19 protein-coding genes and 1 other annotated feature are annotated in these 17,561 nt (G+C 44.1%); of the genes, 5 read left to right on the plus strand and 14 right to left on the minus strand.

All coding sequences use genetic code 11. The annotated features are described in order from the left end of the window. Positions 1-6: 6 nt before the first annotated feature. Entirely contained in the window at positions 7-708 is a 702-nt protein-coding gene (sigK, locus tag B0H94_RS07870) for an RNA polymerase sporulation sigma factor SigK (protein ID WP_106588722.1), read from the minus strand. A gap of 164 nt (positions 709-872) precedes the next feature. Between sigK and B0H94_RS07875 the strand changes: the two genes are divergently transcribed. After that, positions 873-1,169, plus strand: coding sequence for a HesB/YadR/YfhF family protein (locus tag B0H94_RS07875; RefSeq protein ID WP_106588723.1), 297 nt, complete (start codon positions 873-875; stop codon positions 1,167-1,169). Between the two features lie 155 nt (positions 1,170-1,324). On the opposite strand, the gene B0H94_RS07880 is transcribed toward B0H94_RS07875, so the two are convergent. Beyond that, positions 1,325-2,227: a hypothetical protein gene (locus B0H94_RS07880; RefSeq protein ID WP_106588724.1), complete on the minus strand. Its 903-nt coding sequence runs from the start codon at positions 2,225-2,227 to the stop codon at positions 1,325-1,327. 261 nt (positions 2,228-2,488) lie between these two features. Between B0H94_RS07880 and B0H94_RS07885 the strand changes: the two genes are divergently transcribed. After that, positions 2,489-4,468 carry a S9 family peptidase gene (locus B0H94_RS07885; protein ID WP_106588725.1) on the plus strand — a complete coding sequence of 660 codons (1,980 nt, stop codon included), beginning with the start codon at positions 2,489-2,491 and terminating at the stop codon, positions 4,466-4,468. A 42-nt stretch (positions 4,469-4,510) separates the two neighbouring features. On the opposite strand, the gene B0H94_RS07890 is transcribed toward B0H94_RS07885, so the two are convergent. Then, positions 4,511-4,723 (minus strand): hypothetical protein, encoded by a 213-nt coding sequence (locus tag B0H94_RS07890; protein ID WP_106588726.1) that lies wholly within the window; start codon positions 4,721-4,723, stop codon positions 4,511-4,513. A gap of 135 nt (positions 4,724-4,858) precedes the next feature. Between B0H94_RS07890 and B0H94_RS07895 the strand changes: the two genes are divergently transcribed. Further along, positions 4,859-5,506, plus strand: a complete 648-nt coding sequence (locus B0H94_RS07895) for an NUDIX hydrolase (protein WP_106588727.1) — start codon at positions 4,859-4,861, stop codon at positions 5,504-5,506. A 16-nt stretch (positions 5,507-5,522) separates the two neighbouring features. On the opposite strand, the gene mtnN is transcribed toward B0H94_RS07895, so the two are convergent. Then, positions 5,523-6,215 carry a 5'-methylthioadenosine/S-adenosylhomocysteine nucleosidase gene (gene mtnN, locus B0H94_RS07900; RefSeq protein WP_106588728.1) on the minus strand — a complete coding sequence of 231 codons (693 nt, stop codon included), beginning with the start codon at positions 6,213-6,215 and terminating at the stop codon, positions 5,523-5,525. A gap of 95 nt (positions 6,216-6,310) precedes the next feature. Between mtnN and B0H94_RS07905 the strand changes: the two genes are divergently transcribed. Beyond that, a complete protein-coding gene (locus B0H94_RS07905) occupies positions 6,311-6,520 on the plus strand; it encodes a DUF2536 family protein (RefSeq protein ID WP_106588729.1) in 210 nt (69 codons plus the stop codon). Between the two features lie 68 nt (positions 6,521-6,588). Here the strand turns inward: B0H94_RS07905 and B0H94_RS07910 are convergent, their stop codons facing one another. From B0H94_RS07910 to B0H94_RS15415, 10 genes are all read right to left on the minus strand, one after another. After that, positions 6,589-7,269: a YrrS family protein gene (locus B0H94_RS07910; RefSeq protein ID WP_181315315.1), complete on the minus strand. Its 681-nt coding sequence runs from the start codon at positions 7,267-7,269 to the stop codon at positions 6,589-6,591. A 154-nt stretch (positions 7,270-7,423) separates the two neighbouring features. Then, the gene (gene greA / locus B0H94_RS07915) at positions 7,424-7,900 is read right to left on the minus strand and encodes a transcription elongation factor GreA (RefSeq protein WP_106588731.1); all 477 of its coding nucleotides are present in this window, start codon (positions 7,898-7,900) and stop codon (positions 7,424-7,426) included. A 222-nt stretch (positions 7,901-8,122) separates the two neighbouring features. After that, entirely contained in the window at positions 8,123-8,770 is a 648-nt protein-coding gene (locus B0H94_RS07920; protein ID WP_106588732.1) for an O-methyltransferase, read from the minus strand. 30 nt (positions 8,771-8,800) lie between these two features. Next, positions 8,801-9,925, minus strand: coding sequence for an endolytic transglycosylase MltG (mltG, locus tag B0H94_RS07925; RefSeq protein WP_245893935.1), 1,125 nt, complete (start codon positions 9,923-9,925; stop codon positions 8,801-8,803). Between the two features lie 294 nt (positions 9,926-10,219). Further along, positions 10,220-10,525, minus strand: coding sequence for a DUF1292 domain-containing protein (locus tag B0H94_RS07930; RefSeq protein ID WP_181315316.1), 306 nt, complete (start codon positions 10,523-10,525; stop codon positions 10,220-10,222). Between the two features lie 14 nt (positions 10,526-10,539). Next, a complete protein-coding gene (gene ruvX, locus B0H94_RS07935) occupies positions 10,540-10,965 on the minus strand; it encodes a Holliday junction resolvase RuvX (protein ID WP_106588733.1) in 426 nt (141 codons plus the stop codon). Further along, the gene (locus tag B0H94_RS07940) at positions 10,962-11,234 is read right to left on the minus strand and encodes an IreB family regulatory phosphoprotein (RefSeq protein ID WP_106588734.1); all 273 of its coding nucleotides are present in this window, start codon (positions 11,232-11,234) and stop codon (positions 10,962-10,964) included. The genes ruvX and B0H94_RS07940 overlap by 4 nt, the downstream gene beginning before the upstream one ends. Positions 11,235-11,293: 59 nt before the next feature. Then, complete coding sequence (gene alaS / locus B0H94_RS07945) at positions 11,294-13,933, minus strand: alanine--tRNA ligase (protein WP_106588735.1); 2,640 nt, start codon at positions 13,931-13,933, stop codon at positions 11,294-11,296. A 52-nt stretch (positions 13,934-13,985) separates the two neighbouring features. Then, positions 13,986-14,201, minus strand: a binding site (T-box leader). Between the two features lie 42 nt (positions 14,202-14,243). Next, complete coding sequence (gene putP / locus B0H94_RS07950; RefSeq protein WP_106588736.1) at positions 14,244-15,722, minus strand: sodium/proline symporter PutP; 1,479 nt, start codon at positions 15,720-15,722, stop codon at positions 14,244-14,246. Next, positions 15,723-15,845, minus strand: a complete 123-nt coding sequence (locus B0H94_RS15415) for a hypothetical protein (RefSeq protein ID WP_282432535.1) — start codon at positions 15,843-15,845, stop codon at positions 15,723-15,725. It abuts the gene before it with no gap. 234 nt (positions 15,846-16,079) lie between these two features. On the opposite strand from B0H94_RS15415, the gene B0H94_RS07955 reads away from it, so the two are divergent. Next, positions 16,080-17,486: a sigma-54 interaction domain-containing protein gene (locus tag B0H94_RS07955; RefSeq protein ID WP_106588737.1), complete on the plus strand. Its 1,407-nt coding sequence runs from the start codon at positions 16,080-16,082 to the stop codon at positions 17,484-17,486. Positions 17,487-17,561 lie beyond the last annotated feature (75 nt).

The following is a 17,561-nucleotide window of genomic DNA, read 5'->3' on the forward strand; positions in this document are numbered from 1 at the left end:
GTTAGTTTACTTTGTCTGCTCTTTATAAAACGCTTGGAATAATTTTAATAAAGCCCGCTTTTCAATCCGGGATACGTAGCTTCTCGAAATGCCGAGTTCGCGTGCAATTTCACGCTGTGTCTTTTCTTCTTCTGCTCCTAAGCCGAACCGTTCTGTAATTACTCCTTTTTCCCTTTCATCTAAAACGTGTAAGTGTTCATAAATCTGCTTCTTCTCCATCCTCAGCTCGATTTCTTCCATAATCGCAGGAGCATCATCTTGCAAAATATCTACAAGTGCAAGTTCATTCCCTTCTTTATCTGAACCTATCGGGTCATGCAGTGAAATATCTTTTTTCACTTTTTTTAAGGCGCGTAAATGCATCAATATCTCATTTTCCACACAACGTGCTGCATACGTAGCAAGTTTTGTACCTTTATCCGGTGCGTAGCTTTCAATCCCTTTAATTAATCCAATCGTTCCAATTGAAATTAAATCTTCTGTGTCCTCACGCGTGTTTTCGAACTTTTTAACGATATGAGCAACGAGCCTTAAATTATGTTCAATCAGCTTATTTCTAGCTTCCTGATCCCCCTGCATCATAGCTTCTACACAAGCTGCCTCTTCTTGTTTAGATAGAGGCTGAGGAAAAGCATGGTGCTTAATATATCCAACAAGCCATAAAACTTCCTTCACAGCCGCTGCAGCCATAACAAATAAACTCGACATCCAAACCACCCCTCGCTGCTTTTAGTTCAACTTATGCGGGCACGTGCCTAACTGTGTCTGTCCTGTTTAAGAAGATCACGGTTTTTGCCCACAGCAAAATTTTCATGTATAATCCTCACACAGTCCGGGTAAAGGGTTTGATGTAGAAAGAAGGTGGTTAAATAATGGATTTAACTGTGAGCCAGCCTGCAGTCAACTGGTTTAAAGACGAATTTGATATTAAGGAAAGTGCAAAAATCCGCTTCTTCGCAAGGTATGGTGGACAGAATCAGCTGGTAGATGGATTTTCGATTGGTCTTGGTATGGATGAGCCAAATCATCCAGCGGCCACATTTGAAAAAGACGGGCTGCTCTTTTTTATTGAACAACAAGACGAGTGGTTGTTTCAGGGTGCAGATTTGTACGTAAAATATAGCCGGTCTTACGAAGAAGTAGCCTTTGAATTAAAAGAAAATAGTTAAAAAAATCCCTGCCGGTGTCTTCCGGCAGGGCTAGATTATAATATGCAAGAGAGGCGGGTTGGACAGCTTACCATAAGCACTTTCCCTTCCCTGCATTTAGTATAGCTAGGCACGTACATGCTGTCGTTTCGTTTGGCAGAAAACTTCTCACATTTTTAAGGTGACACTGTGCCTCTTTCATGCTGTTCAAACGGAACTGTAATCGCTTCTTCATGCTGCTCAGTACCGGGAACGTCACGAGCCTCACGTGCAATAACCCGGCTAACAAATAAATCTTCAACATTACCTGAAGCCTCAGGAAAATGAATATGCACCTCATAAGTGCCGTCAGCTCTTTCTTTCACATCTTCTGTTGAAACTGAAGCCTCAAACATGCCACTTGTTGTATACAAGCTTGCACCGGCAGGATTTTCGGCAAAGCCAAAACGGATCATTTCATAGTTTCGATGACTTAAGGTGAAGGCCACCTCGATTCCTTCTACACGTTCTAAAACCGTAATGTCTTGAAAAGTATAAGCCCCATCGTTTGTCGTGCCATATGAATGATGAGCTTTGACACCGGCAAGGTCTACTTTCCATTGATCATCTTCAAAAGCAAATAACTGAATCTCTTCTTCTAAATGTTTTTCTTCATCCTGTAAAGCACTAAGCCGGATGTGCGCCCTTACGTATCCGTTCTCCACCTCATCAATTCCTAATACTTCGACTGATTCATAAGTTAATTGATGCTCCTCCATATAGGACGTTGTATGCTCAATAAATTCATCTGCAGAATGAAAGGGTGTATCACCAGATAGAAAAGCGTTATTATGCAGCAGGCTGTACACTTTGTCTTTCTTTCCTTGATTCAACCCCTCATAAAATTGAACAGCCGCTTCTTCGATACCTTCACGGCTCGGTGCAGGAGCTTCAACCGACGTTTCATCTTCATCAATTGCCCCCTGCTCACGGGCAGAAACAAATGCTTCATGTGCACTCGATTCGTCAGCTTCCACATCATCTAAAGTTTCAGCAAGACTCGTATCATCAGCAGGTTCTACTGCTTCATCAAATGTCATTCCACACCCACTCAAGCAAAGAAGCGCACCTATTATTACACATCGTATCACTTTACATCCTCCTGCATTCATTTCAAAACGAAACGAACTTCACCGTTTTTCATCATTCGTGAAAGCGTTATATTCTCAACGTTTGTAAATCGGCTTAAAATCTATTATACTTTTGTGCAAGACTGATTCAAATCCTTTTTATGTATCTAACGATTCATTCGGTCTATTTAAAGATTGTCTTTATTTTTAGTTTAAAGGAGTGAGGCACAAATGGATACAAACAAACGTCCTATCCAAACCGATGATTTGTACCGCATGTCAGTCACCGGTGAAGCAAAGTGGTCTCCTGACGGCGACCGCTACATATTTACTCAAACGGAAATTGACGAAAATGAAAAGTATGTGACACACCTTCACACCCAATCAATTGTTGCAGATCAACCGGAACAGTGGACCCACGGCAACGTACGTGATATAAAGCCGGCATGGGCACCGGACGGCACGAGCATTGCGTTTTTATCCAACCGAAGCGGCAAAAATCAAATCTGGCTGTTACCAACAACCGGTGGTGAAGCAAGACAACTGACCAACCTTCCTAACGGCGCAGGCGCACCAGTTTGGTCACGTGACGGCCTTCACCTTTTGTTTAGTGCCCCACTCGCACCAGATGACGATATTAATGATACACCTGCCGAAAAAGATCAGGAAAAACCTCAGCCATTAGTGGTTGAGAATTTAAAATATAAATCCGATGCTGAAGGCTTTCGGTCTGAACAACGCCGTCAGCTTGTGCTATTAAACTTACAAACACACAAATTAACCCAGCTGACAGACGCCCCGGTGGATCATCAGCCTTGGGAATTTTCACCAGACGGTACATCGATCACATTTACTGCCAACCGGCATGAAGATCATGATCATAAGGTGACCTCTGACATTTTCATCCTAGATTTAAGCTCGAAGCACATAACCCGGCTGACAGACTCAACAGGGATGTATACACATCCTTCTTTTTCACCGGATGGTAAGTATCTTGCGAGCATTGGTCATGAGTACGAATATGACGGAGCTACGCTAAACCAAGTCTGGATGATTGATTTAACAAGTCATAAACGAACCTGCCTCACGGAGAAGTGGGACGTTCAAATCGGCGATGCCATGATCGGTGATATCCGTAGTGTGGAAAACCCAGGGCCGATTTGGTCACAAGATCAAGCGTATATTTATTTTACAGCGAGTGATCACGGTCACACCGGATTGTACCGTCTTGATATGGAAGGTGAAATCACAACCGTTTATCAAGAAGATAATCATGTGTATTATTTCTCCTACCATAAATCATCACACAGCTTTTTGCTCGGTGTAAGTGATCCGTCCAATCCAGGTGATATCTTTTTCTTACAACCAGGGGATAAAGGGAAGCGCCGTTTAACAGATGTTAACAGCAAATTCCTCCGTGAAGTGAGTCTGTCCATTCCTGAACCGATTACAGCCGCAGCCGAAGACGGCTGGGAAATTCACGGTTGGATCATGCGACCGGCCGACTTCGATGAAACAAAAACATATCCGCTTGTGCTTGAGATCCACGGTGGCCCGCATGCAATGTATGGTCAGACGTTCTTTCACGAACTACAACTTCTTGCTGCCCAAGGATATGTCGTCCTCTATACAAACCCGCGTGGAAGCCACGGCTATGGGCAGACATTTGTAAATGCGTGCCGAGGCGATTACGGCGGCCGTGATTATACTGACTTAATGAGTGCTGTCGATCATGTGCTTTCCTCCTATAATTTTATTGACGAAAACCGGCTTGGTGTTACCGGAGGCAGCTACGGTGGATTTATGACCAACTGGATTGTTGGTCACACAAATCGTTTCAAGGCTGCGGTTACTCAGCGTTCGATTTCAAACTGGCTCAGCTTTTACGGCGTGAGCGACATCGGCTTTTTCTTTACGAAATGGGAGATCGGCCGTGACCTACTTGAGGATCCACAAAAGCTTTGGGATCATTCGCCACTCAAGTATGCAGATCAAATTGAAACGCCGCTGCTTATTCTGCATAGTGAAAACGACCTCCGCTGCCCGATGGAACAAGGAGAGCAGCTATTTGCAACTTTAAAACACTTGCGTAAAGAGACAAAGTTCGTCCGCTTTCCTGAAGCAAATCATGAACTTAGCCGGAGCGGACCGCCTCACTTGCGCAAAGAGCGCCTGAACCATATTTGTGCCTGGTTCGAACAATATTTGTAAATAGCAAGGTAAAAAAACAGCTGCGTAATCGCAGCTGTTTTTTTACGGTTTGTAATCTCTTTCTGTCGTTGAATCGTCTTTTGCTTTTTTCGGGTTCTGCTTTTTCTCTTCTTTACGTTCGATGTTCACTTCTTCAAGCGGCACCGGGTCATGGTGGCGATCAGAATAACCAACTTCTTCTTCTTCCTTTGGCTTATACTTTGCTTCTGGTTCACCTTGAACAACTAAACGGTCGTATTTTTTATGAGAGTCCATTGATTGTCACCTCCAGTAAGATTTATTTGTCACTTTTCCCGTTATAAACAGTACACTAAACATGGGGGCATACGTGCAGATGCAGAATCGGTCTGCTACAATACATATTAAGGAGATATAGAGGAGGAGACATGGATGGCACGCAATGCAAAAAATGAATTGATTGAAGCACTCAACGGTCGGGCACCTAAGATTTTAGGTGAAGAGGAAATGACGCATTCCGCCGTGCTTTTACCGCTTATTGTTCATGAAGATCAAACAATGTCTCTTTTGTTTGAAGTCCGCTCGCGCCAGCTTAACAGCCAGCCAGGTGAAATTTGTTTCCCAGGTGGAAGGCTTGACCCGCAAGATGCTTCTCTTCAGGAGACAGCACTTCGAGAGTGCGAAGAAGAAACTGGAATCCCTGCTTCTTCTGTAAATATTGTTGCACCTTTAGATCAGCTCGTTCATCCTTACACGTCCATGATCCATCCCTTTGTCGGTTTCGTTTCAGTTAATCAGCCATGGCATCCAAATGAGGAAGTCGAAGAACTGTTCACAGTGCCTTTACAGTACTTTATTGAGGAATCACCAAAGGTTCACCAAGTAAAGATGCAAATTGAACCTGAGGCAGACTTTCCTTACCATCTCATACCAAACGGTGAAAAATACAACTGGCATACAAGAAAAGTTGATGAACACTTTTATGATTATAACGGCTATGTCATTTGGGGTCTCACCGCTCGGATTATCGTAAACTTCATATCGGTCTTGAATAAAACAAAAACAGACAGCCTCAAATAAAGGCTGTCTGTTTTGTTTAAGGTAAGCGCGGGAGCATCTGCATCACAAGATCAGCTGATTCTTTTGCCGCCTTTTCTAAAAATGACTGAAAGCTAACTGATGCTTCACCTCCGGCAATATCAGAAAGCGCCCGGGTGACAACAAATGGTGTCTCAAAACGATAGCATACTTGCGCGATCGCACCTGCCTCCATTTCAGCGCATTGCGGGTCCTCAAACTTTTCCCGGATTTCTGCAATACGATTCTCATCACTCATAAATGAATCTCCGGATAAAATTAAGCCTGAGCCTGCCGTTAAACCTGACTCTGCAGCTGCTTCCTTAGCAACTTGTACGAGTCCAGAATCTGAAAGGTATGCTTCCGGCATTTGCGGGACTTGCCCGTAGGCATAACCAAAGGCGGTAGCATCAACATCGTTGTAACGAACTTCATCAGAGATAACGATATCACCGACAGACAATGCTTGATTAAAACCTCCAGCAGAACCTGTGTTAATGACCGCAGAAGGCGCGTACTTTTCAAGCAGCAGCGTTGTGCTTAGCGCCGCGTTCACTTTACCGATCCCTGAACGTAACAGCACAACATCTTTTCCTTTTAAGCGTCCTTCATAAAAGGAACTACCTGCCCGATTTGTTTCAGTAACCTCTTCCATTTGACTGTACAGCAGTTCAACTTCTTCTTCCATGGCACCAATAATTGCAATTGTCATCGCTTTCACCTTCCCGAATTATGATTTACAGCCGGCTGTCGGTTGGATAAAATAACACCGAATGATATGTTTACGTGCGAAAGGGGGACTTCCATATGGAACTAAAACTGCAGCAGATCGAAGATAAAATTGAATTTTTTGAAGCACGGACTTTCCAAGATCTCGAAGCAAATATTCAAGCGCGCATTGAAGTTAATGAACAAATTCTGCTTCATATCCACCGCGTGCAACATCAAGTTTATGTAGATCCAAGTTCCGGACAACCAGTTTACACAGCCAATGTTCACTTTAAGCGTCGCGCTTAATATCCGCCAGCAGTCCGCAAAACCGGACTGCTGGCGCCATTTATTTCCTTCACATTAAAGGTTGCGTTTTAGCGGTTAGCGTTTTCTTCAACTTCAATCGGTTTCCAGCCTTCGCCTTCAACAAACTCCATGAGTACACGATACGGACGATCTTCATTTTCTGCAAGGCTTACGTAACCTTCAGCCCGGTCCGGTGCGCCACCATTTCCTAAATGCCAAATTACCATTTCTTCCTGTGAAAGTCCGGTTGCATATGAAAGTGCCTCTTCCATTTCAGCCCAGTTTACACTATCACGGTTAAAATCATGCTGAAAGCTTCCTGTCTGAGCTGTACCAATTGGCTCGTATTCTCCGTCTTCAGGGCGCTCGGTTTCTTCTTCTTCCTGTTCAACTTCATCTTCATCTTCGTCACGGATTTCACTCTGGTCTTCGTCTGTTTCTTCATCTATTCTGTCTTCATCTTCGTCACGGTTTGTTTCATCAGGTGCTTCTTCCGGACCGCTACTGTCTTCTTCGTCAGCTTCTTCGCTTGCTTCTTCCTCTGTTTCATCGTCTTCCGATTCTTCTAGCTCTTCTGTTTCTTCAGAATCATCTTCTTCTGTCACTTGATCCTCACCATTAAATATGAACAATTGTGCTGCAAAAAATAAAATTAAAGCGGCAACGACTGCAATTGCTGCATTCATTAAACGATTCATTTTCCGTTGCTTTCTCATATCATAGCGGCTGTCATCTTGATATTCACTCATCATTGATCACCTTTAACCTTAGATTCTCTTTCTATCCTACCAAATTTTCAGCAACAATCGAGATATTTTTTCAAATGAATTTTTACAATAACTAAACATATTTAAAAACCGGTGTCTGCTTTGTAAAGCGCGCAGACACCGGTTTTTGGCAGGATTAAGAGTTAATCTCTTTAATTTTCACCTTAATTTCTCCACCCGGTGTACTTACCGAAACTTCATCGCCAATTTTACGACCGAGCAGGCTTTGCGCCATTGGTGAATCATTTGAAATTTTTCCTTCGAGAGGATCCGATTCTGCACTGCCGACGATGGTATAAACTTCTTCATCACCATTCGGCAGCTCTTGAAACTTTACAGATTTACCTAAAGAAACCTCATCATTTGAGCCGTCATCTTCAATAATTTCAGCATTGCGGATCATCGTTTCAACTTGATTAATTCTTCCTTCTACAAACGCCTGCTCATCTTTTGCAGCATCATATTCGGAGTTCTCCGAAAGGTCGCCAAAGCCGCGGGCGATTTTAATACGTTCGACAACTTCTTGACGGCGCGATGTTTTCAAATATTCAAGTTCTTCTTCTAGTTTTTTCAAACCTTCTTCAGTCATGTAGTGCTTCTTTTCTTCAGCCACTTTCATTCACTCCTCTGTTAACATTAAAAGACATTTCCTGTTATGGAATACTTTTCTAAATTCATCGTGTAATAAGAAAGCAAGGGAACTCATCCCTCACTTTCTCACCTGTACATTTATGGTAATTATCGTATTCCACGATGCTGATCTCATGATTGGATTTTTCACGATTGTATCAGCTTGTTGAACAATTGAAAAGATACATGACCCTGCCTGTGTTTGTCAATCTTTTTGCGATACAGCAACGCCGTCCCCTACAGCATGAAACGTCGTAGTATAAGCTGTGTTGGCTGCGAGCTCTCTATTATAAGCATGTACCTTTTTTGCCATACTCCGCCAGCGCTTTGGAGCTTTTTCAGGCGCTTCAGCATAACCTCGGAACAGCACATTATCAGTAATAATAAGCCCTCCCGGCTTCACACACGGTGCGTAGTGATCAAAAAATGCTTGGTACGCTCCTTTGGCCGCATCAATAAACAGTACGTCAAAGGAAGAGGGGGAAATAGCGAAATGATCGGCTTGTAAAGCATCACCTTCATAAATTTTCACCCATTCCTCTGCATCAGCTGCTGAAATGTTTGTCCTCGCTTTTTGCGCCCGCACTTCATCACGTTCTATCGTTTGCACGCGGCGCTTCATTCGTCCGGAAAGCGCAAAACGTAATGCTGAATAACCAATCGCCGAGCCAATTTCAAGAACATCTTCTGCTTTAGCAGCATCCATAAGGTCTAAAACAAGCTGCAGACCGTCTTCTTCCATAATCGGAACGTTATGCTCTACTGCGTAAGAACGGATATGTGCAAACAACGCTTCGTGTTCGTCCTCGGGCTGTAAGCTTTGTAAATAATCAACTTTATTATGATCTATCATCTGTTCTCCCTGCCTTTAATAGCAGCTTTTTTAATCTTCTTGTGCTTCGATCCATTCATCCCGGTACTCTTGATGAATCTCGTCATGCTCTTCAAATGTTTCACTGTACAATACTTCGCCCCCAACACGAGCATAAAAGTATAAATATTCGTGCTCATCCGGTTCTACTGCTGCCTGCATTGATTCGAATCCGGAAGTTGCAATCGGACCCGGTGGGAGCCCGTCATATTTATAAGTGTTATACGGGTCATCAACCTCTAAGTCATCATAACTGGTCATATACAAATGACTGTCGAGCGCGTAAGCAACCGTCGGGTCTACCTGCAGTGGCATGCCGTCTTCTAAACGATTATATAACACACCGGAAATTTTAAACCGGTCTTCTGTCGTTTGCGCTTCACGCTCAATAATTGAAGCAAGCGTGAGCAGCTCATGCGAACTCGCATTTTTCTCCTCCATTTGTTCAGTTAAACCGTTCAACTGAGCTTCCATCTGCTCAAGCATTGCGTGAACAATGTCTTCGCTTCCTATCTCTTCTTCATAAAAGTCGTAACGATCAGGGAATAAATAACCTTCAAGTGGGCGCTTAATTTCATCATCTAAAATCTCTTCTTCCACAAAATCATAAGTTTCAATCATTTCTTGCAGAAATGTTTCATCTTCAATCGTTTCTTCAAATGCTTCAGCCTCTACCGGCGTTTCCTCGCCAATAATTTCAATGATATCTTCGAGCCACAACCCTTCAGGGACGATAAAGTAAAACGCAGGTTCCTCTTCTACCCGCCCTTCTTTTAACGCCTCAATCATTTCATCAATTTCCATGCTTTGATTCAGGGTATATTCCCCAGCTTGAAACCCACTTTCATTCTGATATCTAACGTAATAATGAAAAATGGTGCTGTTTTGAATTAAATCGTTTTCCTCTAAAATGTCTCCGATCTCTGCGGATGAAGAACCTGATGGAACCTCAATATGTATATCTTCTTCATTCTCTTCATCCACTGGACTAAGTGCCGACTGCAAATAAAAATAGCCGCCAACAGCTGCTGCTGCGAGCCCTAGTACAATAACAGTGAGTGCAATCACAACGAAACGCCGTACCAGGCGGGCTTGATCAGCTTGTTTATGCTGTTTGTTTGTTGTCTCTGAAGTCACGTTGATTATCCCCCTTTTCCCAACCCTATTATACAGCAAGTGTCAAATTCCAACACGTTCAAAAGACGTATGTACGATCGCACTAAAAATTGATATGGATGTTTGTCAGTGACGTTCTAAGTCTTTTTGGTAAGACATCAATCTAGAATAAGCATAATAAATATCCTCAGCTTGTTCACTTTGATACGTCAACTGCCAACCCTCGCATTGATCATTCAAAAGAGGCTTCAATTATCGAAAGACGATAATTGAAGCCTCTTTATTTATAATGGGATACCTGCATCCCGTTTCTATTTACACTTCCTCTTCATCAAGCAGTGTTTCAATTGTAGATTCGATCATTTCCCACTCTTCTTCATTTTCTTCCGGAATTTGTTCGAGGGAAACATCAGATTCATCGTCACCTTCTTGTTGATAGCGGAAAGCAAATAAATCTACTTCTGCGTCTTCTTCTGCATCTTCTTTGTTTTGCTCTGTCGGCACAACGACGACATAAGAGGCATTGAAGTTGTCAGATTCAAATTCGAACAAAACATCAAATAAATGTTCATTACCATCTTCATCAGGAATTACAATACGGTTGTTTTCTTCTTCGCTCACAAGCGACACCTCTTTCAATAAATTGATTGTTGATCTAAATAATTTTGTAAAATCATTTGTGCGGCCATTTGATCAACGACTTTTTTTCGTTTTTTTCGGCTCATATCCGCTTCAATTAATGTACGCTCTGCCGCCCGGGTCGTTAAACGCTCATCCTGCAGTACAACGCTTAGACCTGTACGATCTTTTAATTCATCTGCGTAAGCTTCACACAGTTTTCCGCGCTCACCAACAGTGCCGTCCATGTTTTTCGGCCAGCCAACGACCAAGGTGTCAACATCATGCGCTTCGATAAGAGATTCAATCCGCACTTTATCCGCTTTTGGATCATCCTCTTTCACTTGAATCGTCTCCAGCCCTTGCGCCGTCATTTTTAAAGCGTCACTTACTGCAATTCCGATCCGGCGGTCACCTACATCAATACCCATGATCCGGTTCATGATGATCCTGTACCCTCTTCAGAGAGATAGGACCTTACTAGTTCTTCGATTAATTCGTCGCGTTCAAGGCGGCGGATCATCGACCGTGCATCATTGTGGCGGGGAATGTAAGCTGGATCACCGGACAACAAATACCCTACGATTTGATTAATCGGATTGTATCCTTTTTCTTCTAGCGCTTCATAAACGTTAATTAAAACACTTGAAGCCTCTGTCCGCTCCGCTTCTTCCTGCACATTAAACTTCATGGTGTTGTCCTTATAATCCATCAAACCACCCCGTTTCTTCTCTTGAGCCGCTTGTCCCTATTTTACATGAAAAATGGACGTTAGGAAACGGATCCCACAATTTCGTGCACAGATTCCAATGCTTCCTGCAGCTTTTCCGGCTGTTTACCGCCTGCCTGAGCCATATCCGGACGTCCGCCGCCACCGCCGCCGCATACAGCAGCTGCACGCTTAACGATATCACCAGCTTTGTAGCCTGCCTCTACCAAGTCTTTCGTTACAACTGAAACAAGGTTGACTTTACCTTCTTGTTTCATACCGAGGACAACAATTCCGGAGCCTAACTTCTGCTTCAGCTCATCTGCTGTCGCGCGCAGTGCATCCATGTCTCCTGCAGCGATTTCTTCAGCAATCACCGGGATCCCGTTTACATATGCAGGATCATCGGCAAGACGAGTTGCTTCCATCGCGCCAAGTTTTGATTGCAATGATTCATTTTCACGCTGTACATCACGAAGCTCTTCTTGAAGCGCCTCTACACGCCGCGGCACATCTTCACGCGTTTTAGCTTTGAGTTTCGCTCCGGCCTCATCGAGCAACGAAAGCTGATTGTTCATAAAGCGGTAAGCCTGCCGACCGGTTACAGCCTCAATCCGGCGGATCCCAGCTCCAATTCCCGCTTCTTGTACAATTTTAAACAACCCAATTTCAGCAGTCGTCTTCACATGGCAGCCGCCGCACAACTCAATGCTGTAATCCCCAATCGAAACGACCCGGACATCGCTGCCGTATTTTTCACCGAAAAGGGCCATTGCTCCCATAGCTTTTGCTTCTTCTAGCGACTTATTCTCAATATTAACCGGCGCCGCCTGCCAAATATGCGCGTTTACTTTTTCTTCGATCGCTTCAAGCTCTTCTTCTGTCACTTGACCAAAGTGGGAAAAGTCAAACCGAAGACGTTCATCAGCAACAAGCGAGCCGGACTGATTCACATGTTCCCCGAGTACATCTTTTAACGCTTGGTGTAAAAGGTGTGTTGCTGTATGGTTTTTCACAATATCCATACGCTCTTCACTCTGCACCGATGCAGTAACAGAAGTGCCCTGCTTCAATTGTCCACGGCGCACGATGCCTGTGTGCAGGTTTTGACCATTTGGCGCCGTCTGCACGTCTTGAATATCTACAAGCACTTCTTCATTTTCTAACACACCAGTGTCTGCTACTTGTCCACCGCTTTCAGCATAAAACGGGGTTTGATCTAAAATTACTGACACTTCTGTGCCTTCACCAGCAAGGTTCACTTGTTCACCATTCGTAATGAGTACTTCAACACTTGCTTGTGCCCTCATATGCTCATAGCCAATAAATGTACTATTTACGTGAATATCTCCAAGCAGCTCAGATTGCGTCTGCATCGAATCCGTTTCCTGGCGTGCATTGCGCGCGCGCTCGCGCTGTGCTTTCATTTCCGCCTCAAAACCTTCCATATCGATGGAGAATCCGCGTTCTGTTACATATTCTTCAGTTAAATCAACCGGAAAGCCATACGTATCGTACAACCGGAAAACATCAGAGCCTGCAATGGTTGTAGCACCTGCGTTTTCTGCTTTTGTCATGACGTTTTGTAAAATGCTTAAACCATCGTTTAATGTTTCATGGAAGCGCTCTTCTTCATTTTTCATGACTTTTTGAATAAACGCCTGCTTCTCCTGAACTTCCGGATAGTGACCCTTCATAATCCCGCCTACAACCGGAACAAGTTCGTACATAAACGGCCGGTCAATATTGATGAAGCTTGCATAACGCACCGCCCGGCGTAGCAGCCGACGAAGTACATAGCCGCGCCCTTCGTTTGACGGTAGTGCTCCGTCACCAATCGCAAAGGCAACGGTACGGATATGGTCAGCGATAACTTTAAAGGAAACATCTTTTTCTTCATCATCACCATACGTAAAGCCGGAAATGCGTTCCGTTTCAGTAATGATTGGTCGGAACAAATCGGTCTCAAAGTTTGTGTGCGTATCTTGAATGACAGAAACCATACGCTCAAGGCCGAGGCCTGTATCAATGTTTTTCTTCGGAAGCGGTGTGTAAGAGCCGTCCGGGTTATGGTTGAACTGTGAGAACACAAGGTTCCAGATCTCAAGATAGCGCTCGTTTTCTCCACCCGGATAAAGCTCTGGGTCCTCTGGATCATTTCCATAAGCAGGTCCGCGATCATAAAAAATCTCTGTATTCGGTCCACTCGGGCCTTCGCCAATATCCCAGAAGTTTTCTTCAAGGCGGATGATTCGTTCCTCCGGGACGCCAATCACATCTTTCCAGTAGTTATAGGCTTCTTCATCTTCAGGGTGAACAGTCACAGATAAACGCTCTGGTTCAAAACCGATCCAGCGTTCGCTCGTTAAAAACTCCCACCCCCATTCAATCGCTTCTTTTTTGAAATAATCGCCAATGGAAAAGTTGCCGAGCATTTCAAAAAACGTATGGTGGCGCGCCGTTTTACCTACATTTTCGATGTCATTTGTCCGGATCGACTTTTGTGCATTCACAATCCGCGGGTTTTCTGGAATGACCCGGCCGTCAAAATATTTTTTTAATGTGGCTACACCACTATTGATCCAAAGCAGTGTCGGGTCTTCGTGTGGTACAAGAGAAGCACTTGGCTCGATGTCATGACCTTTTTCCTTGAAAAAATCTAAAAATCGTTGACGCACGTCTGCTGAAGTTAATGTACTCACTTTTGTCTCCTCCTTTTGTTCATTGAACATAAAAAACTCCCGTCCCCTGTATAGCAGGGACGAGAGTTGATCTCGCGGTACCACCCTGGTTACAACACACGCACGTGTGCTGTCACTCCATTCGCTCCAATAACGCTGGAATCGCGGCAGGTTTTTGCCTGCACTCCGGAATAGCGTTCAGCTGCTCTTCGCTTAAGCATTCTTTCAGCCACGGAATGCTATCTCTAAAAAGCGGGCTTCAGCCTACTCGTTCCTTCTACGTGTTTCAATCATATGCTACATCTAGTTATAGACGACACGAAGGCTCATGTCAACCTTCGCGGCGCTCCACACGCTCGAATTCTGCGATAACTTCATCAGACGGCGGACGGCTTAAAAGGCTTGCAACAATTGCAATCAAGCCACCCATAATAAAGCCGGGTACAAGCTCGTAAAGATCAAAAATACCGCCTTCTGGAAGCGCCCATAAAATCACAGTCAGCCCGCCGGCAATCATACCAAACAATGCACCAGGCATAGTCATTCTGCGCCAGAACAAGGATAGTAAAATGACCGGACCAAACACGGCACCAAAACCGGCCCACGCGTACTGTACGAGCTCCAGCACTGTACTGTCCGGATTATAAGCAAGAAACGTAGCAATTAACGCAATGACAAGCACTCCAATACGACCGACCCACATTAATTCAGTACCGGTCGCATGCGGACGAAGAAACCCTTTATAAAAATCTTCAGCAAGCGCACTTGATGAGACTAAAAGCTGTGAGTCAATCGTACTCATAATCGCTGCCAAAATCGCTGCAAGTAAAAACCCTGCAATCCATGGATCAAACAACACTTGTGTGAACAAGATAAACACGGTTTCATGGTCACCTTCAGCAATTGGATTGCCTGGCCCGGCTCCAGTAAAGTAAGCAATGCCGACAAAGCCGGTGAAAATGGCGCCAAAGAGTGACAGCACCATCCAAGTCATCCCAATCAACCGGGCTTTAGGCACTTCATCTTCGCTTTTAATCGCCATAAACCGGGTAATGATGTGAGGCTGTCCAAAATAACCAAGCCCCCATGCAAGTAAAGAAATGATCCCAATCGCTGAAGCTCCGGTAAATACATCCAGGTGCGCCGGATCAACTTCACCGACTGCCTGCACCGTTTCGTTCCATCCACCCATTTCCATCATGGCTCGAATCGGCACAACAATTAATGCTAAAAACATCAAAATCCCTTGGAAAAAGTCTGTCCAGCTGACAGCTAAAAAACCACCGAGAAACGTGTACACAATAATAACAGCTGCTCCTACCCAAAGTGCAGTTGTGTACTCCCAGCCAAAGGAGCCTTGAAAAAGTGTAGCTCCTCCCACAAGCCCGCTGGAGGTGTAAAACGCAAAAAACAATAAAATAAATACTGCAGAGATCATACGCAGAAGTTTCGTACGGTCACGAAAACGGTTTTCAAGAAAATCAGGTATCGTAATTGAATCATTTGCGTACGCCGTATAACGCCGCAGACGCCGGGCCATAAACTGCCAATTTAAATATGCACCTGCTGCCAGGCCAATTGGCAGCCAAATTTCACTCATTCCCCCGATAAACATCGCACCAGGAAGCGCCAGGATTAACCAGCTGCTCATATCTGAGGCCCCGGCACTTAAGGCAGCAACACCTCCACCAAGACGCCGTCCCCCAAGAACGTAATCAGACAAGTTATGGGTCAATTTATAAAAAATAATACCTATCGTAAACATCCCGACAAGATAAAATATAAACGTTGCAACTGTGACCGGATCCATTTATTTTTCCCCCTTTGCTTTAGATGTCTTTCCTTCTACGACAAATGTAATTAACGACAAAACGATTAACAGCGGCATTGGTATGAGCAGCCACATCCAAGTCGCAAACGTTAACTCATACATTTTAACCCTCCTTACGTCAATATTTACTACCTGCTCAATTGCAAGAAAAATGCCAACATTCCAACGCACTTTTCTTCCTTGATATGTATGCGCTTCCCTTGGACATGCATGACTGTAGAAATACAGCCATCATTGAAATTCAAACATATGATGCAAAATTTTGCACCCATATGCGCGTTTTGGCTAAGATTTTTTGCATGTGTTAAAGTTTGATCAAATGAGAGGAGGAGGGACATGGACCAAGAATATATCCGAAATAAAAATGAGCTCACTTCGATTTATGAAACGATGCTGCAAACAATTGACCTTGGCATTCGAATCGTTGATACAAAGGAAGAGCTCCTATTATACAATGAAACAATGCAGCGGATCGAAGCGATGAGTCCGGCGGATGTTAGCGGCAAACGGCTGACTGAAGCTTTTCATTTTCAAGATGAGCGCGACAGCCGGCTGCTCCAGGCAATTCGGCACGGGGAAACGATTCAACACGAAAAACAAACGTATATTACGTACAAAGGCGAGCAGATTACAACGATTAATCATACATTCCCAATTTATCAAGAGGGTCGTGTGATTGCTGCCGCTGAAATTGCAAAAGATATTACACAAATGGAAAAGCTCGTCCGTGAGAACCAGCAGAAAAGCACGTCATTATTTACTTTCCCGGATATCATAGGCAGCTCGCAAATCTTACTTGATGTCGTTGAACAGGCAAAACGTGTTACCCGCACAACATCTTCAGTTTTAATTGTCGGTGAAACTGGCACAGGTAAAGAATTGTTCGCGCAAAGCATTCACAGTGCAAGCGACCGTGCAACAGGACCTTTTATTTCACAAAACTGCGCAGCCCTTCCGGAAAGTTTAATCGAAGGCATTTTATTTGGTACTGTCAAAGGCGCTTTTACCGGTGCAGGCGACCGGCCCGGCCTTTTTGAAGAAGCAGAAGGCGGGACACTGCTGCTCGATGAAATTAATTCACTGCCGGCGAATCTACAGGCCAAACTATTACGAGCATTGCAGGAAAAATCAGTGACAAGGCTCGGTGATACGAAAACGCGCCCGATTGATGTGCGCGTCTTAACAACGATGAATGAAGATCCGGTGGATGCAATTGCCGGTGGACGCCTGCGTAAAGACGTCTATTACCGGCTTGGCGTTGTCACCTTAATCGTTCCACCGTTGTCTGAGCGTAAAGAAGATATCCCGGTTTTAGTGAATGCTTTTATCCGCAAATACAATCGCTTGTTTCAGATGGAAGTCTCAAAAGCTGATGATCAAGTTTATGAACGCTTTATGTCATATGACTGGCCGGGTAGTGTCCGCGAACTAGAACACGTCATTGAAGCAGCGATGAATTTAAATTTTGGCGAGCCTTACCTTAGGCTTCACCATCTGCCGCCGCATTTCCACCATAAAACATCCGGTACGGTACAAACTGAAACAAAGATCGCTCCACCACGAATGGAAAACTTACCGGATAAACTTCGACGTTTAGAATATGAAACACTCGAAGAGGCTTTAACTCAATCTTCTGGCAACATTAAACAAGCTGCAAAAATTCTTGGCATCAGCCGCCAAAGCCTACAATACAGAATGCAGAAATTTGATATGCAGCGTGAAAGTTTCATTGTGCCAAAATAATTGGCACCTATGTGCAAAAAATTTTGCGAAATTTTTTAAAAGTTGGTTCTGTGTCAAATTCTAGATAATCTCAAC

It is taken from the genome of Salsuginibacillus halophilus (assembly GCF_003014715.1).
In the GTDB taxonomy this organism is placed as follows: domain Bacteria; phylum Bacillota; class Bacilli; order Bacillales; family Marinococcaceae; genus Salsuginibacillus; species Salsuginibacillus halophilus.

What these genes read in the sequence shown, in the direction of transcription:
- sigK (WP_106588722.1), bottom strand. Translation starts at nt 708, where the DNA reads ATGTCGAGTTTATTTGTTATGGCTGCAGCGGCTGTGAAGGAAGTTTTA.
- B0H94_RS07875 (WP_106588723.1), top strand. Translation starts at nt 873, where the DNA reads ATGGATTTAACTGTGAGCCAGCCTGCAGTCAACTGGTTTAAAGACGAA.
- B0H94_RS07880 (WP_106588724.1), bottom strand. Translation starts at nt 2,227, where the DNA reads ATGACATTTGATGAAGCAGTAGAACCTGCTGATGATACGAGTCTTGCT.
- B0H94_RS07885 (WP_106588725.1), top strand. Translation starts at nt 2,489, where the DNA reads ATGGATACAAACAAACGTCCTATCCAAACCGATGATTTGTACCGCATG.
- B0H94_RS07890 (WP_106588726.1), bottom strand. Translation starts at nt 4,723, where the DNA reads ATGGACTCTCATAAAAAATACGACCGTTTAGTTGTTCAAGGTGAACCA.
- B0H94_RS07895 (WP_106588727.1), top strand. Translation starts at nt 4,859, where the DNA reads ATGGCACGCAATGCAAAAAATGAATTGATTGAAGCACTCAACGGTCGG.
- mtnN (WP_106588728.1), bottom strand. Translation starts at nt 6,215, where the DNA reads ATGACAATTGCAATTATTGGTGCCATGGAAGAAGAAGTTGAACTGCTG.
- B0H94_RS07905 (WP_106588729.1), top strand. Translation starts at nt 6,311, where the DNA reads ATGGAACTAAAACTGCAGCAGATCGAAGATAAAATTGAATTTTTTGAA.
- B0H94_RS07910 (WP_181315315.1), bottom strand. Translation starts at nt 7,269, where the DNA reads ATGAGTGAATATCAAGATGACAGCCGCTATGATATGAGAAAGCAACGG.
- B0H94_RS07920 (WP_106588732.1), bottom strand. Translation starts at nt 8,770, where the DNA reads ATGATAGATCATAATAAAGTTGATTATTTACAAAGCTTACAGCCCGAG.
- ruvX (WP_106588733.1), bottom strand. Translation starts at nt 10,965, where the DNA reads ATGAACCGGATCATGGGTATTGATGTAGGTGACCGCCGGATCGGAATT.
- B0H94_RS07940 (WP_106588734.1), bottom strand. Translation starts at nt 11,234, where the DNA reads ATGGATTATAAGGACAACACCATGAAGTTTAATGTGCAGGAAGAAGCG.
- putP (WP_106588736.1), bottom strand. Translation starts at nt 15,722, where the DNA reads ATGGATCCGGTCACAGTTGCAACGTTTATATTTTATCTTGTCGGGATG.
- B0H94_RS15415 (WP_282432535.1), bottom strand. Translation starts at nt 15,845, where the DNA reads ATGTATGAGTTAACGTTTGCGACTTGGATGTGGCTGCTCATACCAATG.
- B0H94_RS07955 (WP_106588737.1), top strand. Translation starts at nt 16,080, where the DNA reads ATGGACCAAGAATATATCCGAAATAAAAATGAGCTCACTTCGATTTAT.